17 protein-coding genes are annotated in these 19,480 nt (G+C 42.4%); 7 read left to right on the forward strand and 10 right to left on the reverse strand.

Features of this window, described 5'->3' with window-relative positions; genetic code table 11:
• Window positions 1-84: 84 nt before the first annotated feature.
• From P2H89_RS23070 to P2H89_RS23105, 9 genes are all read right to left on the reverse strand, one after another.
• The gene (locus P2H89_RS23070) at window positions 85-1,443 is read right to left on the reverse strand and encodes a TolC family protein (RefSeq protein ID WP_275831373.1); all 1,359 of its coding nucleotides are present in this window, start codon (window positions 1,441-1,443) and stop codon (window positions 85-87) included.
• A gap of 17 nt (window positions 1,444-1,460) precedes the next feature.
• Window positions 1,461-4,565, reverse strand: coding sequence for an efflux RND transporter permease subunit (locus tag P2H89_RS23075; protein ID WP_275831375.1), 3,105 nt, complete (start codon window positions 4,563-4,565; stop codon window positions 1,461-1,463).
• 21 nt (window positions 4,566-4,586) lie between these two features.
• Window positions 4,587-5,654 (reverse strand): efflux RND transporter periplasmic adaptor subunit, encoded by a 1,068-nt coding sequence (locus P2H89_RS23080; RefSeq protein ID WP_275831377.1) that lies wholly within the window; start codon window positions 5,652-5,654, stop codon window positions 4,587-4,589.
• Between the two features lie 698 nt (window positions 5,655-6,352).
• Window positions 6,353-6,949, reverse strand: coding sequence for an AraC family transcriptional regulator (locus tag P2H89_RS23085; RefSeq protein WP_275831379.1), 597 nt, complete (start codon window positions 6,947-6,949; stop codon window positions 6,353-6,355).
• A 77-nt stretch (window positions 6,950-7,026) separates the two neighbouring features.
• Entirely contained in the window at window positions 7,027-7,188 is a 162-nt protein-coding gene (locus tag P2H89_RS35435) for a hypothetical protein (RefSeq protein WP_345799375.1), read from the reverse strand.
• 408 nt (window positions 7,189-7,596) lie between these two features.
• A complete protein-coding gene (locus P2H89_RS23090; protein ID WP_275831381.1) occupies window positions 7,597-8,646 on the reverse strand; it encodes a sialidase family protein in 1,050 nt (349 codons plus the stop codon).
• Between the two features lie 346 nt (window positions 8,647-8,992).
• Window positions 8,993-10,219, reverse strand: a complete 1,227-nt coding sequence (locus P2H89_RS23095) for a hypothetical protein (protein WP_275831383.1) — start codon at window positions 10,217-10,219, stop codon at window positions 8,993-8,995.
• The gene (locus P2H89_RS23100) at window positions 10,216-10,653 is read right to left on the reverse strand and encodes a Rieske (2Fe-2S) protein (protein ID WP_275831385.1); all 438 of its coding nucleotides are present in this window, start codon (window positions 10,651-10,653) and stop codon (window positions 10,216-10,218) included. The genes P2H89_RS23095 and P2H89_RS23100 overlap by 4 nt, the downstream gene beginning before the upstream one ends.
• Window positions 10,654-10,667: 14 nt before the next feature.
• On the reverse strand, window positions 10,668-11,870 hold the full coding sequence (locus tag P2H89_RS23105; RefSeq protein ID WP_275831387.1) for a di-heme oxidoredictase family protein: 1,203 nt from the start codon (window positions 11,868-11,870) through the stop codon (window positions 10,668-10,670).
• A gap of 104 nt (window positions 11,871-11,974) precedes the next feature.
• Here P2H89_RS23105 and P2H89_RS23110 point away from each other — a divergent pair, with 104 nt between their 5' ends.
• A complete protein-coding gene (locus P2H89_RS23110) occupies window positions 11,975-12,634 on the forward strand; it encodes a metal-dependent transcriptional regulator (RefSeq protein WP_275831389.1) in 660 nt (219 codons plus the stop codon).
• A gap of 44 nt (window positions 12,635-12,678) precedes the next feature.
• On the opposite strand, the gene P2H89_RS23115 is transcribed toward P2H89_RS23110, so the two are convergent.
• Window positions 12,679-13,059: a hypothetical protein gene (locus P2H89_RS23115; RefSeq protein WP_275831391.1), complete on the reverse strand. Its 381-nt coding sequence runs from the start codon at window positions 13,057-13,059 to the stop codon at window positions 12,679-12,681.
• Between the two features lie 462 nt (window positions 13,060-13,521).
• On the opposite strand from P2H89_RS23115, the gene P2H89_RS23120 reads away from it, so the two are divergent.
• The 6 genes from P2H89_RS23120 to P2H89_RS23145 all read left to right on the forward strand — a co-directional run bounded on the left by P2H89_RS23120 (window position 13,522) and on the right by P2H89_RS23145 (window position 19,259).
• Entirely contained in the window at window positions 13,522-13,842 is a 321-nt protein-coding gene (locus P2H89_RS23120; protein ID WP_275831393.1) for a helix-turn-helix domain-containing protein, read from the forward strand.
• A gap of 634 nt (window positions 13,843-14,476) precedes the next feature.
• Window positions 14,477-14,695 (forward strand): hypothetical protein, encoded by a 219-nt coding sequence (locus P2H89_RS23125; RefSeq protein ID WP_275831395.1) that lies wholly within the window; start codon window positions 14,477-14,479, stop codon window positions 14,693-14,695.
• A gap of 136 nt (window positions 14,696-14,831) precedes the next feature.
• On the forward strand, window positions 14,832-15,236 hold the full coding sequence (locus tag P2H89_RS23130) for a hypothetical protein (RefSeq protein WP_275831397.1): 405 nt from the start codon (window positions 14,832-14,834) through the stop codon (window positions 15,234-15,236).
• Window positions 15,221-16,420 carry a relaxase/mobilization nuclease domain-containing protein gene (locus tag P2H89_RS23135; RefSeq protein WP_275831399.1) on the forward strand — a complete coding sequence of 400 codons (1,200 nt, stop codon included), beginning with the start codon at window positions 15,221-15,223 and terminating at the stop codon, window positions 16,418-16,420. The genes P2H89_RS23130 and P2H89_RS23135 overlap by 16 nt, the downstream gene beginning before the upstream one ends.
• Window positions 16,421-16,430: 10 nt before the next feature.
• Window positions 16,431-18,437 (forward strand): conjugal transfer protein MobC, encoded by a 2,007-nt coding sequence (gene mobC, locus P2H89_RS23140; RefSeq protein ID WP_275831401.1) that lies wholly within the window; start codon window positions 16,431-16,433, stop codon window positions 18,435-18,437.
• 33 nt (window positions 18,438-18,470) lie between these two features.
• Window positions 18,471-19,259 carry a hypothetical protein gene (locus P2H89_RS23145; RefSeq protein WP_275831403.1) on the forward strand — a complete coding sequence of 263 codons (789 nt, stop codon included), beginning with the start codon at window positions 18,471-18,473 and terminating at the stop codon, window positions 19,257-19,259.
• Window positions 19,260-19,480 lie beyond the last annotated feature (221 nt).

Raw genomic sequence — 19,480 nt, forward strand, 5'->3', positions numbered from 1 at the left:
GGCAAAAGTATTTACATCATTCTCTGTTGTTATTATACTATAACAGAAAGAATGTATAAGATTATGGCATAAACAACATCTACCTTAAAACTTGGTATGTTCGGCAGCAGTATCAAGTTGCAATATGCCCATAGCGTTTTTCAGTTGTAATGATATCAGGCTAACAGAGTATGCTGCTTGTAGGTCGTTTAACCGGGCTTTGGTTAAAGCTAGTTCTGCGTCAGTCAGCTCAAGTCGACTGCTAAGACCAAACCGATATCGCTCGTTTATCATATTGTAATTGAGCTGCGCAGCGTCAACATTTCGCCGCTGTATATGCCACTGGTCGTAAGCGTTCTTCAAATTGGCATTCAATGAAACGAGTTCGGTTTCAATACTGCTCTTCAAGTCTGCAAAGGCAATTTCGTTTTGCTTAACAGCAATTGTTGATTGAGCGGTTATATGTTTTAATCTATCGCCAGAATAAATTGGGACGCTAAGCTTTAAACCAGCAAAAGATGTGCGGGGCAGACTATTATTCCAGAACTCCAGATTATCCGATTGGTTTTGCACTTGGTACTGTGCAATAGCTGTCAACATTGGCTTAAACCCTGCTTTCACATTCTGCAACTGCACTTTGGATTTTTCAATTTGCAGCGATTGAATCTTCACATCCTTTCTATTGTCTATTGCAATGGAAAGGGCTGCACTGGTTGCACTAATCGTCTGTTCATTCAATGTGAGACTATCTGTGTATTCAAGTATCACATTGTCTTCCATTCCAATCAATTGCTTTAACTGCACGGATAATACACCAATATTATTTTCCAATGCCGAGATAGCAGCTTTGATGTTCTGCACCGATAGGTAATTGCTGAGGGTGTCTGTCTTCAAGCTTTTTCCTTGCAGGAATAATGAACGGGAATCTATCAAGGCCCTTTCGTTCCGTCGCAGGCTTTGCTCCATCACCCTCTTTTGTTCTTTGTTCATCAACGCAGTGAGGTACAAGTTGGCAATATTCAATGCCAGCCTGTCCTCGGTGTTTTCCATTTCCTGCTTACTAATTCGCTCGTTAATGCTTGCTACCCTGACATTGCTTTTGTAAACAGGATTCAGAACCGGATAGCTGGCGCTAATATTCCCGTCAAACGAATACCGTCCTCCAAACTTAACATCATTTACTTTGGGTGATCCGGTCTCATTACGAAGATAAATGACTGGCCTTTCTGCATAAATGTAATAGGAGCCATTCGCTGTTATTGCAGGCAATGAGAAGCTTTTTGCTTCCTTCACAGCTTCAGCAGATTTCTGACTTTCCAACAATTGTATTTGCAACTGGCGATTGCCTTTGACCGCTAATTGTAATGCCTCCCGCAAATTCAACGCCCTCGTTTGTGCATTGCTATTGCTTACGCACCAGAATAATACCGTCAGTAGCCATAGTTTCGAATAATATTTGTTCATAACACTTCTATTGGTTGTTAGGCAATTTGTTTTTGTGCATGTTCCATTGCCATTGCTTCATCTTCCACTTTTTGTTTCCTTTTACCGGAAGACAAATATGAGTATACAGCTGGTATAATAAACAGAGTTAGAATACCTGCAAATACTAATCCCCCGGCAATTACAATCCCAAGTGATTGACGGCTGTTATTGGTCAATGCAATCGGCAGGGCGCCGAATATCATAGCCAATGAAGTCATAAGGATAGGACGGAACCGTTGCTCTGCGGCATGAATGGCTGCTTCAAGCCTAGACATGCCCTTGTCCTTCAGGTGATTGGCAAATTCAACGATAAGAATCCCATTTTTGGTGATCAACCCAACGAGCGTAATAATGCCAACCTGGCTGAATACGTTCAAACTCTGGCCAAACCAATGCAGGCTTAGTAAAGCACCGGTAACTGCCATTGGCACAGTTAGCATAATGATCAGCGGGTCCCGCAGGCTTTCAAATTGTGCAGCCAGGATCATATAAATGAGCAGTAATGCCAGTATCAAAGTGAAATTGATATTCCCCTGACTTTCCTGGTAGTCTCTCGACTGCCCTGCCAGCGTTGCCTTGAAGTTATCACCCAATACTTCTTTTTTGATCCTTTCCATTTCCTGAATGCCTTCTGCCAAACTCACTCCGGGAGCTATTCCTGCAGATACCGTTGCAGAGGTGTACTGATCATAGCGATAGATGGCGGCCGGGCTAATACCCTCGTCTATTGCCACAAGATTATCTAAAGAGATCATTTGTCCATTGGCCGACCGGATATTAATGGAACGCAGATCACTGATATCATTTCTATTGATTCTTTCCACCTGCCCGATCACTTCGTATTGACGGTCGTTTTGCAGGTAATATCCATAGCGCTGCCCGGAGAAGGAAAGCTGTAAGGCTCTTGCTACTTCCTGGATGGATACGCCAAGCAATGCCGCTTTCTTGCGATCTATATTGATCCTTATTTCAGGTTTATTGATCTTCAAGTCTGCATCCACAAACATCAAATTCTTACTTTGCCTTGCTGCTTGCAGGAATTTTGGCAGGATGGATGAGATACTATCCAGACTAGGCGCCTGCAATACATACTGAACCGGCATACCGCCTCCATAACGGGTGCCAATTGTTGGAGGCAAATAAGGGAACAATAACAGGTTCCTGAATTTTCCGGAAGCCATACCATATTGGTTATACAATTGCTGGATATTGGTCTTCCTTTCTTGGGGATCCTTCAAATAAATGGACTGTACAGCAAAACTGGTAGGCGCCGGGGCCGGGATAAAGGAAATAGCCACCATGGAATAGGTTTGATATAAGCCTTCGGTTGAATCATTCACATACTTACCCACTTCCATCATATTTTGCTTCATCTTATCAAATGAAACCCCTTCCGGAGCAATGGCAATCAGGCTCATATTGCTCCGGTCTTCTACCGGCGCCAGTTCTGAAGGTATTTTCCTTCCAATAAAATAGATAAGGCTGGCTGTTGCAATCAGGAATACCCAGGCCAGCCAGCGATGCATCATAAATCCTTTCAACCAGGAAGCATAACCATTATTGAGTTTAACAAAGAAAGGTTCTGTTATTCTGTATAACCAATTGGGTTTGCTTTTCTTTTTTAGCAGGTAGGCGCTCAGCATGGGCGACAATGTCAATGCTACAAATGCCGATACCAATACAGATCCTGATACCACAATTGCAAACTCCTTAAATAGCTGTCCGCTAATGCCCCCCATGAATATGATGGGCATAAATACGGCGGCGAGTGTGATGGTTGTAGAAATGACGGCGAAGTAAATTTCTTTACTACCGGCAAAAGCAGCCTGTATCGGCGGCATCCCCTCCTCTACCTTCTTATAAATATTTTCCAGCACTACAATGGCATCATCTACCACCAGCCCAATAGCCAATACTAAGCCCAGCAAGGTTAATACATTAATGGAGAAGCCAGCTACATACATGATGAAAAAAGCAGATAGAATAGATACAGGAATGGCAATAACCGGGATGATGGTAGACCTCCAGTCGCGCAAAAACAGAAAGATGATGATAACCACCAAACCAAATGCAATAAACAGGGTTTCTTCCACTTCCTTAATTGATTCCCTTACCGGCTTAGTATAATCAAATCCAACAATAAGCCTGTAGTCAGATGGGATTTCTTTTTTAAGGCTTTCTAATCTTCTATAAAACTCATCTACAACCTGAATCGCATTGGCGCCACGTTGAATTTGTATGGCTACTCCCACGCCGATTGCATTTTTACCACCTGTCTCATTGATGATGGCATTCCGTTCATTCATCTCTCCCAATTCGGCATAACCAATATTCTTTAATCGAATGGTTGCATCCCCGTATTGTTTGATGATCATTTCGTTGAACTCCTCTGGCGTGGTAAGCCGTCCAAGGGTACGAACACTCAGTTCGCTGTTGTTTCCTTCGATGCGCCCGGAAGGCAAATCGATATTTTCTTTGGCTAGTGCTATACGAATATCTTCTGGCGTCAACTGGTAGGCCGCTAGTTTAACCGGATCGAAGCGCAAGCGCATCGCATATTTATGTTCTCCTACAATTGCAACGCGTTGAATGCCGGGGATGGATTGCATTCTGTCTTTAATGATCGTAGACGCTAGGTGACTTACTTCCTTAATATCTTTGGTATCGCTTTCCACTTCAAGAAAGGCCACGAGATTATCCGGTGAAGTCGCTTTCTCTACTATAGGAGGATCAACATCAGCCGGTATCTGGTTCTTAGATTTGGCAACTTTATCACGCACGTCATTCAATGCGTCGTTTAGATCAATGTCGCGATTAAATTCAATTGAAATAATGCTTACCTGCTCTCTGGATTCAGAAGAAATTGTTCTTACACCATTGGCTTCCGCAATGGATTCTTCCATCGGCTTGGTAATTTTGGATGCTATTACATCAGGACTTGCACCTGGATAAAAAGTAACAACGGAAATTACGGGAGGCTCCGTCATGGGAAATTCCCTCACACCAAGATACTTCCAGCCCACTAAACCGGCAATTACAATCAACGCCGAAAATACTGCCGCCAGCACCGGCTTTTTTATGCTTAATGATGGTAAACTCATAATAAATTATTTTTGAATGACTTAATGAGAGGTTACAACAGTTACGGGAATACCATCTGTTGCACGAAGCATGTTTGATACCATCACAGTATCTCCGCTGTTCAATCCTGAACTAATCAAGGCATCCTTTTCATTACGGCTTCTTATGGTTACCGGTGTGATGCTTGCGGTATTGTTTTTCACAACAAATACACTGTAGCCATTTCCTCCGGGTATTAGTGCTTCTGTGGGTACCGTAATGGCCTTTGCATTTTCCCGGGAAGTATTGAAATATACTTTAGCAGACATGCCTGCTTTTAATTTTCTACCGGCATTCGTTGTTATCGCCTGCACCGTAATATTCCTTGATTGCATATCGATCGATGCTTCTGTTGACACAACCTTTGCTGTTATTTTCTCCTTATTGAGCTCTGTACTGAATTGAATACTGCTGCCAGCATTGACCAGGGGTAAATATTTTTCAGAAACTGTAAACTGGATTTTTACCACATCTTGCTCCTGGAAGCTAACGAGCGACATGCCCGGACTCACCAACGTACCGACATATACTTTTGTAAATCCGGCAACTCCCGGAAAGGGCGCCCGGATAAGAGTTTTCGATAACTCTAACTGGAGAATGTCCTGTGCAGCTTCTAAAGATTGCAGTTTGGCCAGTGCAATATCATATTCTTCCTGGCGTACTGTTTCTGTTTTTAATAATTCACTCAAACGATGCTCGTCTATCTTTGCCAAGTTCAAATCAGCCCGAAGCTGGCGGATTTTTGCCTTGACATCTGCATCATCAAGCTCATACAATACCTGTCCCTGACTGACAAAGCTTCCGTCTTTAAAATAAACAGCAGTCACCTTTTTTGCCAATTCGCTCATAATTTCCACCGTTCGGTTTGGCACAACTGAGCCTGCTACAGCTTCTGTCTGCTCGATCGCTGCTTCAGTTATGATCTTTACATCGACGGGAAGAGCTGCAGGAACCGATGCTGTAGTATCTTCTGACTTACTATTTTTATTTTCTTCATTTGATGTGCAGGATGCTACGGAAATGGCAACAAAAATCGTTACCAGCAATAATCTTACTGTATTTATCTGCATAATGCTTTTGTATCGTTTAATTATAATCAAAAATAGAATGGACAGGAGAGATAACTCTTATACTATAGTTCGTGAGATTTATATTATTTTTAGATCAGTTCTACTATGTCTAATTGGGTTTTTAAAATCTGGATGTAATGGCAAATATTGTTCGTTTAGCGTTTCTGAAAAATTAAGCAATGAGGGGGACTTCGTGGTACCAATTAATTAATTACCATTAAGTGCTCTAAAACATCAATTTGATCTACCATTCATTACGAAAGTGAAAGATTAACTTGGCACGAAATGATATTGTGCCAAAATATGTTTATCTATTTTCATTCCTCTATTGGTCTTGGCGCTAAAAGTAATAACGAAAGGCAGCAATAATTATAAACGATAATGTGGCGGGTGTAGTCAGTGTGATTACGGAGAATTGAACTAAAATGAAGTCTGAACGGATTCTTATGATCGTTTGCGTGAAAAGTTTGCAAAGAAACCTGCAGTTGCTTAGGCCATTTGAGGCACCTATGGATAAAGATGTTTGGGATATTAAAGGCCATATCCAGGATAGGGCAGAAACCCTTTATAATAATAACATAGATTTATTAGCCAACTTTGTATTTTCATTGCGAGTTAAGGTAATTATTGACGTTAATTCATTTTACACAATGCTACCGTCGAATAGAAGCTTGCTGTTAATCAATAGAAAGTAGATGTTAACTAACTTTTCGGATGCTATGCTTGCTGCCCCTAAATTGAGATTTATCCTGTCTGATCTTTTTAAAGTGGGACGGGGTAAGACCTGTTTCATTTTTAAATTGGGCAGATAAATGAGCTACACTGCTGTAGCCTAATTTATAAGCTATGTCAGTAAGCGAATATGAAGAATAAACCAGCATTTCCTTGGCTTTCTCAATGCGGTAGCCAATAATGTATTTTTCGAGCGTTATGCCTTCAACAGAGCAAAAAATGCTGCTTATAGATACGTAATCTTTGTGAAAAGTAGCAGCTACTAATCCTGAAAACGAAAAACCATCTGTAAAGTCAAAAGATCCTGCATATACCTTTTCAGCCAGTGATTTCAACTCCTTTACCAATTTTGTATTTTTGTTTTCGAGTAGGGTAAATCCTAATGGCAATAACTGTTCCCCGATGGCTTTTATATCTGGTGCGGTCAATGCAGAAAGTGTAGTAACTTCTCCCAGTGTAATTTCATTTATAGGAATTTGTAACCCATCCAATTCATTGCGAATTGTAAGAATACAGCGATCGCAGACCATTCCTTTAATATAGATTTTATACCCGATTTGCATAGATCAATCGTATAGCTATGCAAGTTGCTGAATCCCCTGAAGGAATTTTTACAGAATTATCGGAAAGAGTTATATAATTATGGCTTCACCTTGTCTAAAGGTTTGCGTTTGTTTTCTTTCAGTTGTCTAAAGTGAGAAGGTGTAAGCCCGGTGACCATTTTGAATTGTTGGAAAAGGTGTTGCACACGGTTGTAGTTCAGTTTTTCGGAAATTTCGCTTAGACTTAGATCATCGTACATTAACAGCTCTTGGGCTTTTCAATTCGTTGGAGAATGACGTATTTTTCGATGGTAATGCCCTCAATCGCAGAAAAGAGACTGGGAGATACATAGTCAAGTTGCAGTTTATCTCATGCAACCAAACAGACAACTTCTTTGAAAGATCCACATCATCCGCCGCATGTACCAATTGGATAGTACTGTTTTTGTCTTTTCTATACGGGCTTCTTTCTTATCGTCCAGCATTTCAAAACCCAGGTTATGCAGTGGATCATTTAGTACCTTTAATCGGTTGCAGACGGAGACAAGGTAAGTTCAATTTCTCCAAGTTGAATGTTTTTGTAGGAAAGTCCTTGTTTTTCCAACTGCTCCCTGACCACCAGGATGCAACGGTCGCAGACTATATTTTTGTTATAAGGCTGCATATTATTATAAAGTAACAACCTGTAATTGTATTTGTTTTTCAGACTCCCAGAGGCAGGCAAAGCTGCTTGCATCTACTGATTTAAGAACCGGATACCTGCCTTTACCCAAAACTTTTTTGCCTGATTTGGGTAATAAACAGACTACTTGCCCATTTTCCACCCAGGCATAAACAGGTTGATTGTTTACAAGCGTCATAGTACATCCTTTTCCTTCTCCGACCTCGGTTTCAGGTTTACTTGCTTGGCAAGAGTATATCTTGCCTTGCCTGCGCCATACTGTTTGAACTGTGAGATCATCCTGAACGGCAAGAGCACCACCATCCATGGGACAGCCATTAAGTGCCCAGTTCCCGGTGCCCAATTTTTGTGCATTACCAAAGGAGTTGCCACCATCTGATGATTGAACAACGTATAGATCTCTGTTGCCGTCCAACCAGTTACGGAACATGATGGAAATTGTATTGTCCTTAACAACAACGGAAGGCTTGCAGCATTCGCAAACGGTAGTATCCGGCGAGGCGTAAACCAGTATATTCTTTGACCAGGTTTTACCACCATCCGTTGAGCTAGCTCCAAAAATTTGATTGTGTTTGCTTCTCAGATCGAGCCAGACGGCGAAAAGACGATCTCCGTTGCCGTCCAGTGCCACAAGACCTTCTTTTGCGGTCGTATCCATATCATTTATCCGTATAGCTGTAGACCATTGGCCTGTATTATCCTTTAAGTATGAAAAAATATTACCGGCACCATTACAGGCAATGACAGTAGTTCCGCTTTGGGTTGTAGCAATTTGGGGACCACGGGAATGAGAAGCGGCAAGATTGGGCAATACTGCAATCAAAGAGGGCGACGATACCTGGTTATGGAAATTGTAAGGAACATACATTATACTGTCACCGATCCCATATACGACCTGAAGGCCGTCTGTAGCCTTCGACATGGCTGGCATACCGCCTCGTCCAATAACAACCTGTATATCTTTTGATTTTTGTTGGTGGCAGGCCAACACTAACGTTAACACAATAACAAAGATGAAGTATTTGCGATAGGTCATATCTTAATTATAAAATAGGTCACTAAATTAGACAATTCTTTTTTATAGAATGTCTACCAAAAATTCAATCTAAACAAAGCAAAATTTGACAATTGATCAAATAAATTGAATAATACTATTGAATTAAGAGAAGTCTTGCAATACTATGCCTTTGTAAAGGCAAGTAAAATGGCTTAAAAGTTGTCAAAACGGGTACACCTAAAAAGTGCGACATTTAATAGCTCCAAGTAATCAATTATAGGCATGTTGCTGCTTTAGCAAAGAAGCCCCTTATGACCATGACAATCCCCTTTCTGCAGAATTTTTCTTTCATAGCGCCGAAACTCTCGCTTAGATATTTCATTTGTTAGAAATACGTAGAAAAGCCAATTTGTATCCCGGTTGTTTTAGTTGGCGGGTTGCCTAAAACATCTCTCCGCCATTCGTACCGGTAATTGGCCCTTAACACGGTCTGCGCAGTAGGCCTGAAGCTGATCGCAGGCACGATGGCATAAACGTGGTCGTAAATATTGCCGCCTGTCTGCTTGAAAGTACCCACATTGAAATCTGCATATTCTCCACGTACAGCTACATTCAGGGTGGCCCTTTCCCAATCGAACATCTTTCCCTTCAGAATCGGTTGTACAATGTCTATAAAGCCACCTTGTTGCTTGCGGCCAAACTGTTGCGTATAGGTATCAGGTATATTCACCTTTATCCAGGCCCACTCCGTATTGATAGCCGTATTGGTGTGAGGCAGGCTCGTATTGAAATCCAGCGCCAGCACATCCACCCGTCGTTTTTGATCCAGCACAATACCATCTTCTTCAAACTTGTTGTACACGCCTCCCATATAAGACAGGCCCAGCTCCCCTATCTGCCGGTTCCTGATGGCGAACTTACCGGTTAGCAATGGACTTCCATTAAAGCTCTCTTCAAAACGATCCTTATTCTCCTTACTGGCCGGTAAAGAAGTTCTGTTGTCTGGGTTGGCAATGATCCTATCATCAAACCCATTGGTCAAATATACTTCATAGGCGTATACCCAATTGTCCGTATATTTTTTCCCATACAGTCCGAAACCGACATTGCTCCAGGTAGCCGGCAACAATTGAGTGGCTGATATTGGTCGGTCTACAAACTCCCATTTAGGGCCGTCGTGGTTTTGATTAAAAGCCCCTATCGGGTTCATCACAATCCCGCCCCGCAGGTTCAACAGGGGGGCAAATTCAATATCTACAGAAGCAAACTCGATATTGATCTCTTTGGTGCCGTCCTCAAACTCTATTTCTGTCAGGAATTTTATCCGCTTGTTGATAGACGAAGACAAGAAGATAGTCAGCCTTCGCATTTGGAACTGGTGGCCTTCGCTAACACCATTGTTACTGACATACTGATAGTTGCCCTCCACATAACCGCCCACAGCCACCGGCAATTTACCTACCTGCAGAAAGGGCCTGTTGTATATGGCATCCATATTAAGTTGAAAAGAATCATTCTTGACAGGCACCCTGCGCAATAGATCAGGATCTATCTGGCAAAAAGCGCTACAGGCCAGTAAGCAGTAAAGGGTTAGTAAAATAGCTTGTTTCATTGTTTTCGCAGGTCAATAAATAATTGAGAATGGTTTACCGTAACGGGAAAGGTGCGCAGGTCTCTTTCGGCAGGGCCATTGGTCACTTTTCCCTTGTTGCTGTATTCACTGCCATGGGCGGGGCATTGCAGGTAAGCACCAGCTACCTGTAGCTCTGCCCCCTGGTGGGCGCATTGCATCCAGATGGCGCTGTATTCCGTGTCACTGAACCGGTAAATGCAAACCGGAAACTTTAGTTCATCATGGCGCACCACGATATAAGAGCGGTAATCGTTGTTGTTGATCTTAAAATCGTCCTTGTCCACCAATAGACCATCCTTATTTAAGTGGCCGGTTACATATTGAGTCGACTTACAGCCACTAAGCAGGCCTGCCATTGCGGAGGCCGACAAACAGGCAGTACAACTGCTGATCAGAAAATCACGACGTTTCATAAAACAAGACCCTTTTAAAGTGATTCAAGAAATTTGATCAATGTAGCTTTATCGGGTGCAGAAAGCTGCTGGAACTTATTATTACTTTGCTGTCCTTCGCCGCCATGTAAAAGGATGGCATCCTCAATGCTCCTGGCGCGGCCATCGTGCATTAAGAAATAATTGCTTCCCTGCGAATTCCTGGAAAGTCCTAATCCCCACAGCGGCGGAGTTCTCCACTCATTGGTGTGGGCGCTGCCTTCCGTGTAGCCATCGTCAAGCTTTGGCCCCATGTCATGCAATAGCAGATCACTATAGGGAAAGAATGTTTTGTCAGACAGTGCACTGATGGACGAATAACCGGTATGCAGTTCCGGTGTATGGCATTTACCACAACCGATCGATGTAAATATCTTTTGGCCACTTACTACAGCGGGGTCCGAAGAGGTTCGCTGAATAGGAGCCTTCAAAGTTTTAAGGTAGGCCACCACGTCTATAACGGTTTGATTGCTTACTTCAGGATCTATTTCTTGACCGTTGTAGGTGTCGTGGGCTTCATAAGATGAAGCGATGCCCATATCCTGGTTGTAAGCGTTAACGGTTTGATGAAACAGGTCATAGGCGGCCGCTTTCTTGCCAAACCGGCCTATATACTTCCCATTGTTAACAATGCTATTAGTTCTTTCACTGAGGTAATCTGGTATTTTTATCCAGTTTGGCCTCCCGGATACGCCATCGCCATTTACATCCTCGGGATCTGCCAGGGCCATCAAACTGGCGTCAGTCACATTATCCAGGAATCCCAGCCCGGTATTGGCCGGCGGCGTAAACTTCGAGAAGGTGGCGCCGGCAGGGATCTGTTCTGGCTGGTAAGTATAAATGGCCCGGTCTTGTAACTGCGGGCCGCCGGCATGGAGAAATTTGTTGCCGGTGCTATCAGTTTGGCCAAACCGGGTTAAGGTGGTAAAGGGGTGCCCTTTGCCATCACGGGCATGGCAGGTACCACAGGAGGTAGCAACAAACAACGGCCCTAATCCTGTTGCGGACGTAAATACCTCATCATTGAACGCGACATCGCCTTTTAAAAACTGGGTTAATTGTTCCGGCGTAAGTCCTTCAACCGGACCATCCAGGACGGAATCGTCTGCCGGTGGCTTGGTCATTAGCTTTTCACAGGAGGCAATGCCCCCCGTAATGCTAACGATCAGTAAAAGCGCGTACCAATGCTTTTTGCCCATAAGCCAGTTTTAAGCAAATTTAGCGATATATCTAAACTAAATGTTAGAGTTACCTAATTTTATTTTTAGGACTGCTTTCTATACTTTTATGCAAAATTGGGCACATGGAATTAAGCCATTCCGAGGAAAACTACCTTAAAGCGATCTATTCGTTATCTGCCATGAGCGATACCGGCGATGCTGCAACCAATGAAATTGCTGACCGTGTGCAAACCAAGCCTCCCAGCGTTGTGGATATGTTGAAAAAACTGGCAACGAAAAAGCTGGTAACCTACGAGAAGTACAAAAGGGTTCAACTAACTAGCCAGGGCAAGAAGGTTGCTATCCAAGTGGTACGGAAGCATCGGCTGTGGGAAACATTTCTATTTGAAAAATTGCAATTTAACTGGGATGAAGTGCACGAAGTCGCAGAACAACTTGAGCACATACATTCCGAAAAACTAATAGAACGCCTTGATCAGTTCCTCGGTCACCCCGTTTATGATCCACATGGCGACCCAATCCCTTCCGCCAATGGAGAAATAAAGACCGCTAAACGATACAAATTATCGGAGATCGAAGCAGGCACCACCTGCCAGGTGGTGGGTGTAAATGATTCATCTTCTGACTTCCTGATGTACCTGCAACAATTAAGCGTAGGCATCGGCACTAAAATAAAAGTGCTGGAAAGAATAGCCTTTGATCATTCGTTGATGGTGTCTTTCAAAAAAGGTCATCAGACCGTTGTATCCAAAAAGTTTGCAGATAATGTGCTAGTTACCTAAATCGGCTTACCTCTACCCTAAACACATTGCTCAACTAAACAAATTCAAGATTGCGCTTGCCTGCTCTTTTCAATAGAGTCTTTACGAAACAACTCCGAAGCTTTGTGATCAAGCCATTCTATTGCCAGGGAATCTTTTTCAAAAGCATGGAAGAGATCTCGTTTCTCCTTTGTAATAGGATCTTGCCCAATCCAAATAACATTCCCAAATAAAGGCCAGGACTTCATCAAGTTGCTTTTGAAACCCGGGCTTGGTTTTAGTAAACAATCAGCGTCAATGATCAAGGCCGTAATGTTTTCCTCAAGAAAAGTAAAGTTTTCTGAGCAGAGGTGTTTTTGTACGGTTTGCCTAAAACCATACAGATCCAGAGGCAAATCAATCTCACTAACTTCTCTTTTGAACACATCAATTAGAATAGCACGCATAGTTCTATTTTATTTTCTAAATCGACACATAACTTTCGAGGTGTCTGACCAATACACGAAATAAACCAACATGGAGGGAGCTAAACAAACTGTTAAACGAATGATTCAGTGCGCTGATCAAATTGACTAGGAAGCCAAGTCCGAAAAAATAACGCTAAATGATTAGAGGAACGTTTCACCGTCAGCTTTACAAATATAGGCGAAATGTCAATTTAATTCGACGTTCAAAAACTCCGAGAACAGTTCATTTCTGGAAATTCCACTTGTCCAGTCAACTATGACTTAGGAACTATTCCCCCTGATTCTGCCCCTTGGGATACATTCAAACGCCAAAATCGAATTACAAGCTCCCGCTGTCTTTGAGCAGTGGCCTCACCACAACACTTTTTTTATCCCAGTACTGGGATTCCGCTCCCAAAGAACCCATTTCCAAGCTCCCATATTTGTGATAGAAATAGAAACATGACTAACACGACATCGCACCCAAATAAACCACAAAATCCAAATCGCCTTGTCACCATGGCCGATTTACAGGAATTCAAGCAAGATCTTCTCCAAAGGTTTTATGCGATAATTCATCCAAAAGCATCGGAACCTAAAAAATGGCTGAAAACCTACGAGGTTAAAAAAATGCTGGCACTTTCATCTGGAACCCTACAAACTCTAAGAAACAATGGTACGATCGCTTTCACCAAAATCGGGGGTACACTTTACTATGATGCAGCAGATATCACGAAACTCCTGGAAGGCACAAAATCCGGCAATTCACGAAAACGACTATAACCTTATGAAACCATCAGAAAAAGTAACATGGAGCAAAAACGAGGGTCCGAGGCTTTTTGAAGTCAAAATCTACTTTTCACAAAAAGAAGAATCTACAGAGAATGCTGAGACCTTTTTTAGATTTTATGAAAAGAAGCGATGGCGGAACAAAAAAGGTGAGTTATTCAAAAGATGGAAGGTGAAGGCGTTTCAATGGATTCAGAAAAATCGAAGCAAATCGCATTCATCATTGAAAACCCCAAAACGTAACACTTTCCAACCAATTAGCAAGAGTTGAACATTCCGTGATATAATTATCCCACAAGTTGTGGGACCATTTCTTAAAAAAGAAATCGACAATCTCAAATCAATCAATAAACCTATAAACTTCAATAGTTTATGTACTACATCTGCAAATTCTCCGAATCCTGGTCTCTGTACAACGCCAGCAGCCGTTCAACTCGTCCCCTTACACCTCATGAAATAACAACGGTGAAGGAGCTTTTCCCAGAACTCCTGGTTTCAAATAAGATCCTATCAGCTATCCAAATCAACAGCATCAATCCGAACAAGCTCGTAGGCCTCGAAAACGGAAGTACTTCAGCCAACGGGAAACCTAAAACGCAGCCCTAATTTTCACTTATACCTTATATATATGTACATCATCACAAAATACACTAACTGCTGGATGGTGCTAGACACTGTTACAGGGGGTACTAAAAGCCTCAACGCCACTGAAAAAGAACGAATTAAGAATGAATTTAAGCTCATTTCTAACCCGGAAGTGCACGGTATTCAGGTAGAGCAGATAAGATCCATATCAACAGTCACTGGGACCTACCCCGGAAATGAAGGAATAGAAGTTAAAAGCTAGTAACACTAAAGACACTTCCATTAATGCCGCTGATCTTACCGACAGCCTCCGGCCGAGTGTGCCGTGAACGCACACAGCAAGATGTAGTGTTGCGGGCAACACGGCTTACGCCTATTCAATAAACGAATAATATCAAATGAAAAAGGGACAAACAAAAGGAGAAAAGGGTCTAAATCATAGGGTGCATACGCGTCTTAGTAGTAAGGAACTTATTACCCTGAAGTCCATTATTCGACAAACCAAGGACGAAACAATTAGCAGTGCAGTTAGGAAAATCATAATAGGCAAACCAATCAAGGTCTTCGTTCACGACGAGACAACAGACATTCTAATTGAGTCACTAGCAGCGATCCGATCAGAAATAAATGCAATTGGCGTAAATATTAATCAGTTGACGAAAAGCTACAACACCTATCCAGAACAAGTAAGAAAGGACTATTTCGCAAAGTTAGCATTTCATCACTATTCCCGTCTGGAACCCTCCATTACTCAACTTTTAGCCATTATGTCAAAATTGAACGCTAAGTGGTTGCAAAAATAAAAATAGTAAAATCTGTCACGAAAGCTTTGAACTATAACGAAAACAAAGTTCGTGAGGGGACCGCTTCGCTCATACTTGCCTCACGGTTCGGTTGTGCCAGTGAGGACTTGGGCTTTTCTCAAAAAGTCAATCGATTTGTAAGACGGAACGCCCTATGTCAGAAAACTTCCAATAATACCCTTCACATTTTTTTGAGCTTTTCAAACCAAGATTCCCTAAACAATGAAAAACTACAATCCATCGCCTCCGATTACATGAAACGGATAGGATTTGGCGACCAACCATATTTGGTCTATCGTCATGACGACACTGCCAATCCACACGTCCACATCGTCACTACCACTATAAAAGAAAATGGAAAAGCAATCAACCTTCACATGATTGCCAAGCGAAAGTCCGAGCCGGCCCGCCTGGCAATAGAACAAACATTTAACCTAATTCCCGCCCAAACCCATAAAAGGAATCAATCCCATACAATTCTCCCCGGCAAGCCCCAAGGGACAAAATCCGACATCGCCCTGGCAATTTCGTATGCGACCAGAAACTATCGGGTAAGAAACCTCGACGAACTAAATGCTATTCTTGCTGTGAAAGGAATTTTTGCAGACCCGGGCCTTCCTGGGTCGCGCCGAGCCGCCAACAACGGACTGCTTTATTATAAGATTGACCGGGAAGGACAGAAATATTCCGTAGGTATAAAGGCAAGCTCAATCCCGGGCGAACCAACCCTGAAAAATCTACAGAAACTGTTTTTTAAGAATAAGCTTAGAGTAGCCGAGAACTCCAAGTCTCGTGAAATGTTGGGGGATGCGATTTCAAATTCACAAAACTCAAACCTTTATAATCTCTTCGCCGAGCTCAACAATCAAGGACTCCAAGTAAAATTCAAAAGTGAAGGCCAAAACCCAATGTCATCAGTCGCATTAATAAACCATGCAAGTAAAACTATTGATATTCTATACCCCCATCAAGCGACAGACCAAGCATTAATCGAAAAACTAGGAAATCTAACCCAAAAGGTTCGCCATCCCAAAAACACCCAAAAGAATACACCGCTACAATCTTCCATGAATTCTGGAAATGTACCGGTGCTTTTGGGGAATACACTTTTACCCGACAATAAGTCCGAAGGGATCGCACTTGACTATTCGGAATCCAAAAAGAAAAAACGAAAAACTCCTTAACTCTTGAAATATGGAAACTGGAGAAAATATACAAGCCCTGCGAAAAATCCTGGACTTCCTTAGATTCGGAAGCATACTTCTGTTATTGAGCCATTTCTATGCTGCCAGCTACGAAACACTATCTGAGGAAAATCTCAACATCATTTTAATCGACAAACTGATATTCAACTTTTCTGAAAAATCCTTCATGCTAAACGGAATTACCAGATCCAAATGTTTTATCCTCCTTTTACTACTCATCTCTCTTTTAGGGGTAAAGGGTAAAAAAGATGAAAAACAAACAATTCTGCCGCTTTGCATACTGACTGCCGGAGGACTTGCATTTTACTTCCTTTCGGTCTTTCTGCTTGAAATCGATGCAAACCCTGCAACAATAACAAGTTGGTATATTACCACTACCTCTTTAGGTTATGTTGCCATTCTTACCGGTCTGTCTAGAATTAGCAGGATCATTAAAGGGAAACAGAAAAAAGACATATTCAACGATTTCAACGAATCTTTCCCGCAACAAGAACAGCTCATAGTAAACCAATATTCGGTCAATATCCCCATGGAATATACATTTCAGGGAAAAATCAGAAAAGGCTGGTTAAACTGGCAAAACCCCTTCCGCGGCACAATCTGCGCCGGAACACCAGGTTCCGGCAAAAGCTTGTTTGTGATCAACACATTCATTCGCCAATTGGTCGAACGGCAATTCACATTCGGCTTATACGATTTGAAGTTTCCAGAGCAAACCACCATACTATACAATCACCTACTAAAACATGCTCATAAATATCCAGTCAAACCATCATTCCATATTATAAACTTTGACGACCTATCGAGAACTCACCGCTGCAACGTTCTCTTTCCGGATAATATGACAGACTTGACTGACGCAACGGATGCAGCCAGAACGCTTATGATGGCCCTCAACCGTCAATGGCAGAGCAAAGAAGGAGATTTCTTCGTAGAATCCCCAATCATCTTCGTTACAGCAATTTTCTGGTATCTTAAGAAATTTGCAGGAGGTAAATATTGCACGTTACCCCACGCCATCGAGCTTGCGCAAGTAGACTATTTTGATTTGTTTGAAGTACTCTCTATGGAGCGAGAAATTGAGGTTTTTATCAACCCCTTCTGCAGTGCCCTGATTCGAGGAGCGGCCGAACAACTTGAGGGGCAGATCGCGAGTGCCAAAATTTCTTTAGCGAGGTTGGTTTCCCCATCCCTTTATTATGTTCTTTCAGGAAATGACTTCTCCCTTGATATCAATAATCCCCAAAATCCTAAAGTTGTCTGCTTTGGTAACAACCCTTCAAAGGTAGCAACCTATGGTGCAGTCTTAAGCCTTTACGTCGAACGCATGCACAAACTTGTCAACAAGAAACATCAGCGTCCCTGCGCCCTAATCTACGACGAGTTCCCTACTCTTACTGCGCAAGTCGATATGCTGATCAGCACCGCCAGGTCCAACCTGATATGCGTATTACTAGGCATCCAAGATTTTTCCCAACTAGTCAGAGATTATGGAAAAGAAAAGGCCGAAGTAATCATGAATATCTGCGGAAACATCGTTTCCGGTCAAGTCCTGGGAGAAAGTTCAAAGTCCCTTAGCGAACGAATCGGCAAAATAAACCAGGAAAAAGAGTCCCTAAGCATAAATACCAACGACGTGTCGGTCAGCAAGTCAACTCAATTGGAAAGCGCCATCCCAGTTTCCCGGATCAGCAACCTCACTTCCGGGGAATTCGTCGGCGCCTTAGCCGACAGTCCACAGCAGCCAGTAAAAAACAAAGCCTTTCACTGCAAAATAACAATGGACTTTGACGCCTTGAAAAAGGAACAAGAAGCTTATAAAGAAATCCCAATTATTCGAAACGTAGACGACTCAGTCGTTATGCAGAATTTCTACCAGATCAAAGCGGACGTGCAAGAAATAATTCAAAGCGAAAAAGACCGCATCAACAATAACCCTATGGTTAAACAGCTGCGAGCTAAACAGAAAAAGTCACCTGAAACCGCCAGCAATTAGTCTCCTATTATTAAACTATAAAAATTAAAAACTATGGATCCAAGAAACTATCAAACCCTCAAAGAAGAGGTTTTACCACGAATGGGATTCGGGGGAGTCTTTGACGACCAACTGCAACCTGCCATGCAACAAGGTAAACCCGAGTTCTCCCTACAGGTCCCCGCCAGTTTTGGAACAGACAAGATGAATTATGAACTTGTCTTCCAGAAAAACAAAAAAGATACTAACGACCAAAGGTATTACCTCAATGAGGTAAAAGTCGTCCTGGAGAAACCAGAAGCCCCTAAGAAAGAGTACACATTTCAACTCTTTAACCAAACCGGCTTTAATGCCAGCCAAATGTACAATGCCATGGACGGTAGATATGTCCATTCAGAGTTTCGGGGAAAATCCAACAACCAGGTCTCGGTCTGGACGACCATTCAAGAAACACAAAAAGAGGGTAAAATCGTAACATCAGACCGACGCGTGTACGAAAACTCCTCCAATTTCAATTTAGTCAAAGCCATGAGCGCTTTGCCTCTTGCAGCCATGAGCCAGGAGCAGAAGGAAAATGCCCTGCAAAATATGCGTGATGGTCACAAGGCTTCAGTCATCATAAAAACAGACACAGGCCGAGAATCTGTTACTTTAGTTGCGCAACCCCATGTAGGAGAAATAGCAGTATTTAATTTAAAGGGGGAACGTCTTCATTTAGACAAAGCGAATGTTCAAGGTGTAGCGCCAGTATTCGAACTTCCACCCTTGACAAAATCCTTGGTCGAGGCAGCCGATAAAAAGGATAAAACTCAGGAACAGAAGCAAGGTACTAAAGTTAGATAGCGATCTTTCACGGGGAAAAGCTAGCAAGCTTTTCCCCATTAACCATTTACGTAATTCGTTTTCTCCAACATAATAAGTTGTCCGTCTCCCAATTCATGGACATTCGCTATATGTGAGATTCAATATCGAACCAGCTAAAAGGCCAAATCTAACTCTAATACTGGCACAAAGGCGTATTCACGCTCATGGAGTGCTCCTACTTAAAATCTAAGCTTCGCCCC

Origin of the sequence: Paraflavitalea sp. CAU 1676, assembly GCF_029223285.1 — a bacterium.
Classification (GTDB): Bacteria; Bacteroidota; Bacteroidia; order Chitinophagales; family Chitinophagaceae; genus Paraflavitalea.

Bases quoted from the DNA above. Each gene is read 5' to 3' on its own strand.
- P2H89_RS23070 (WP_275831373.1), bottom strand. From the start codon at position 1,443: ATGAACAAATATTATTCGAAACTATGGCTACTGACGGTATTATTCTGG.
- P2H89_RS23075 (WP_275831375.1), bottom strand. From the start codon at position 4,565: ATGAGTTTACCATCATTAAGCATAAAAAAGCCGGTGCTGGCGGCAGTA.
- P2H89_RS23080 (WP_275831377.1), bottom strand. From the start codon at position 5,654: ATGCAGATAAATACAGTAAGATTATTGCTGGTAACGATTTTTGTTGCC.
- P2H89_RS23085 (WP_275831379.1), bottom strand. From the start codon at position 6,949: ATGCAAATCGGGTATAAAATCTATATTAAAGGAATGGTCTGCGATCGC.
- P2H89_RS35435 (WP_345799375.1), bottom strand. From the start codon at position 7,188: ATGTACGATGATCTAAGTCTAAGCGAAATTTCCGAAAAACTGAACTAC.
- P2H89_RS23090 (WP_275831381.1), bottom strand. From the start codon at position 8,646: ATGACCTATCGCAAATACTTCATCTTTGTTATTGTGTTAACGTTAGTG.
- P2H89_RS23095 (WP_275831383.1), bottom strand. From the start codon at position 10,219: ATGAAACAAGCTATTTTACTAACCCTTTACTGCTTACTGGCCTGTAGC.
- P2H89_RS23100 (WP_275831385.1), bottom strand. From the start codon at position 10,653: ATGAAACGTCGTGATTTTCTGATCAGCAGTTGTACTGCCTGTTTGTCG.
- P2H89_RS23105 (WP_275831387.1), bottom strand. From the start codon at position 11,870: ATGGGCAAAAAGCATTGGTACGCGCTTTTACTGATCGTTAGCATTACG.
- P2H89_RS23110 (WP_275831389.1), top strand. From the start codon at position 11,975: ATGGAATTAAGCCATTCCGAGGAAAACTACCTTAAAGCGATCTATTCG.
- P2H89_RS23115 (WP_275831391.1), bottom strand. From the start codon at position 13,059: ATGCGTGCTATTCTAATTGATGTGTTCAAAAGAGAAGTTAGTGAGATT.
- P2H89_RS23120 (WP_275831393.1), top strand. From the start codon at position 13,522: ATGACTAACACGACATCGCACCCAAATAAACCACAAAATCCAAATCGC.
- P2H89_RS23125 (WP_275831395.1), top strand. From the start codon at position 14,477: ATGTACATCATCACAAAATACACTAACTGCTGGATGGTGCTAGACACT.
- P2H89_RS23130 (WP_275831397.1), top strand. From the start codon at position 14,832: ATGAAAAAGGGACAAACAAAAGGAGAAAAGGGTCTAAATCATAGGGTG.
- mobC (WP_275831401.1), top strand. From the start codon at position 16,431: ATGGAAACTGGAGAAAATATACAAGCCCTGCGAAAAATCCTGGACTTC.
- P2H89_RS23145 (WP_275831403.1), top strand. From the start codon at position 18,471: ATGGATCCAAGAAACTATCAAACCCTCAAAGAAGAGGTTTTACCACGA.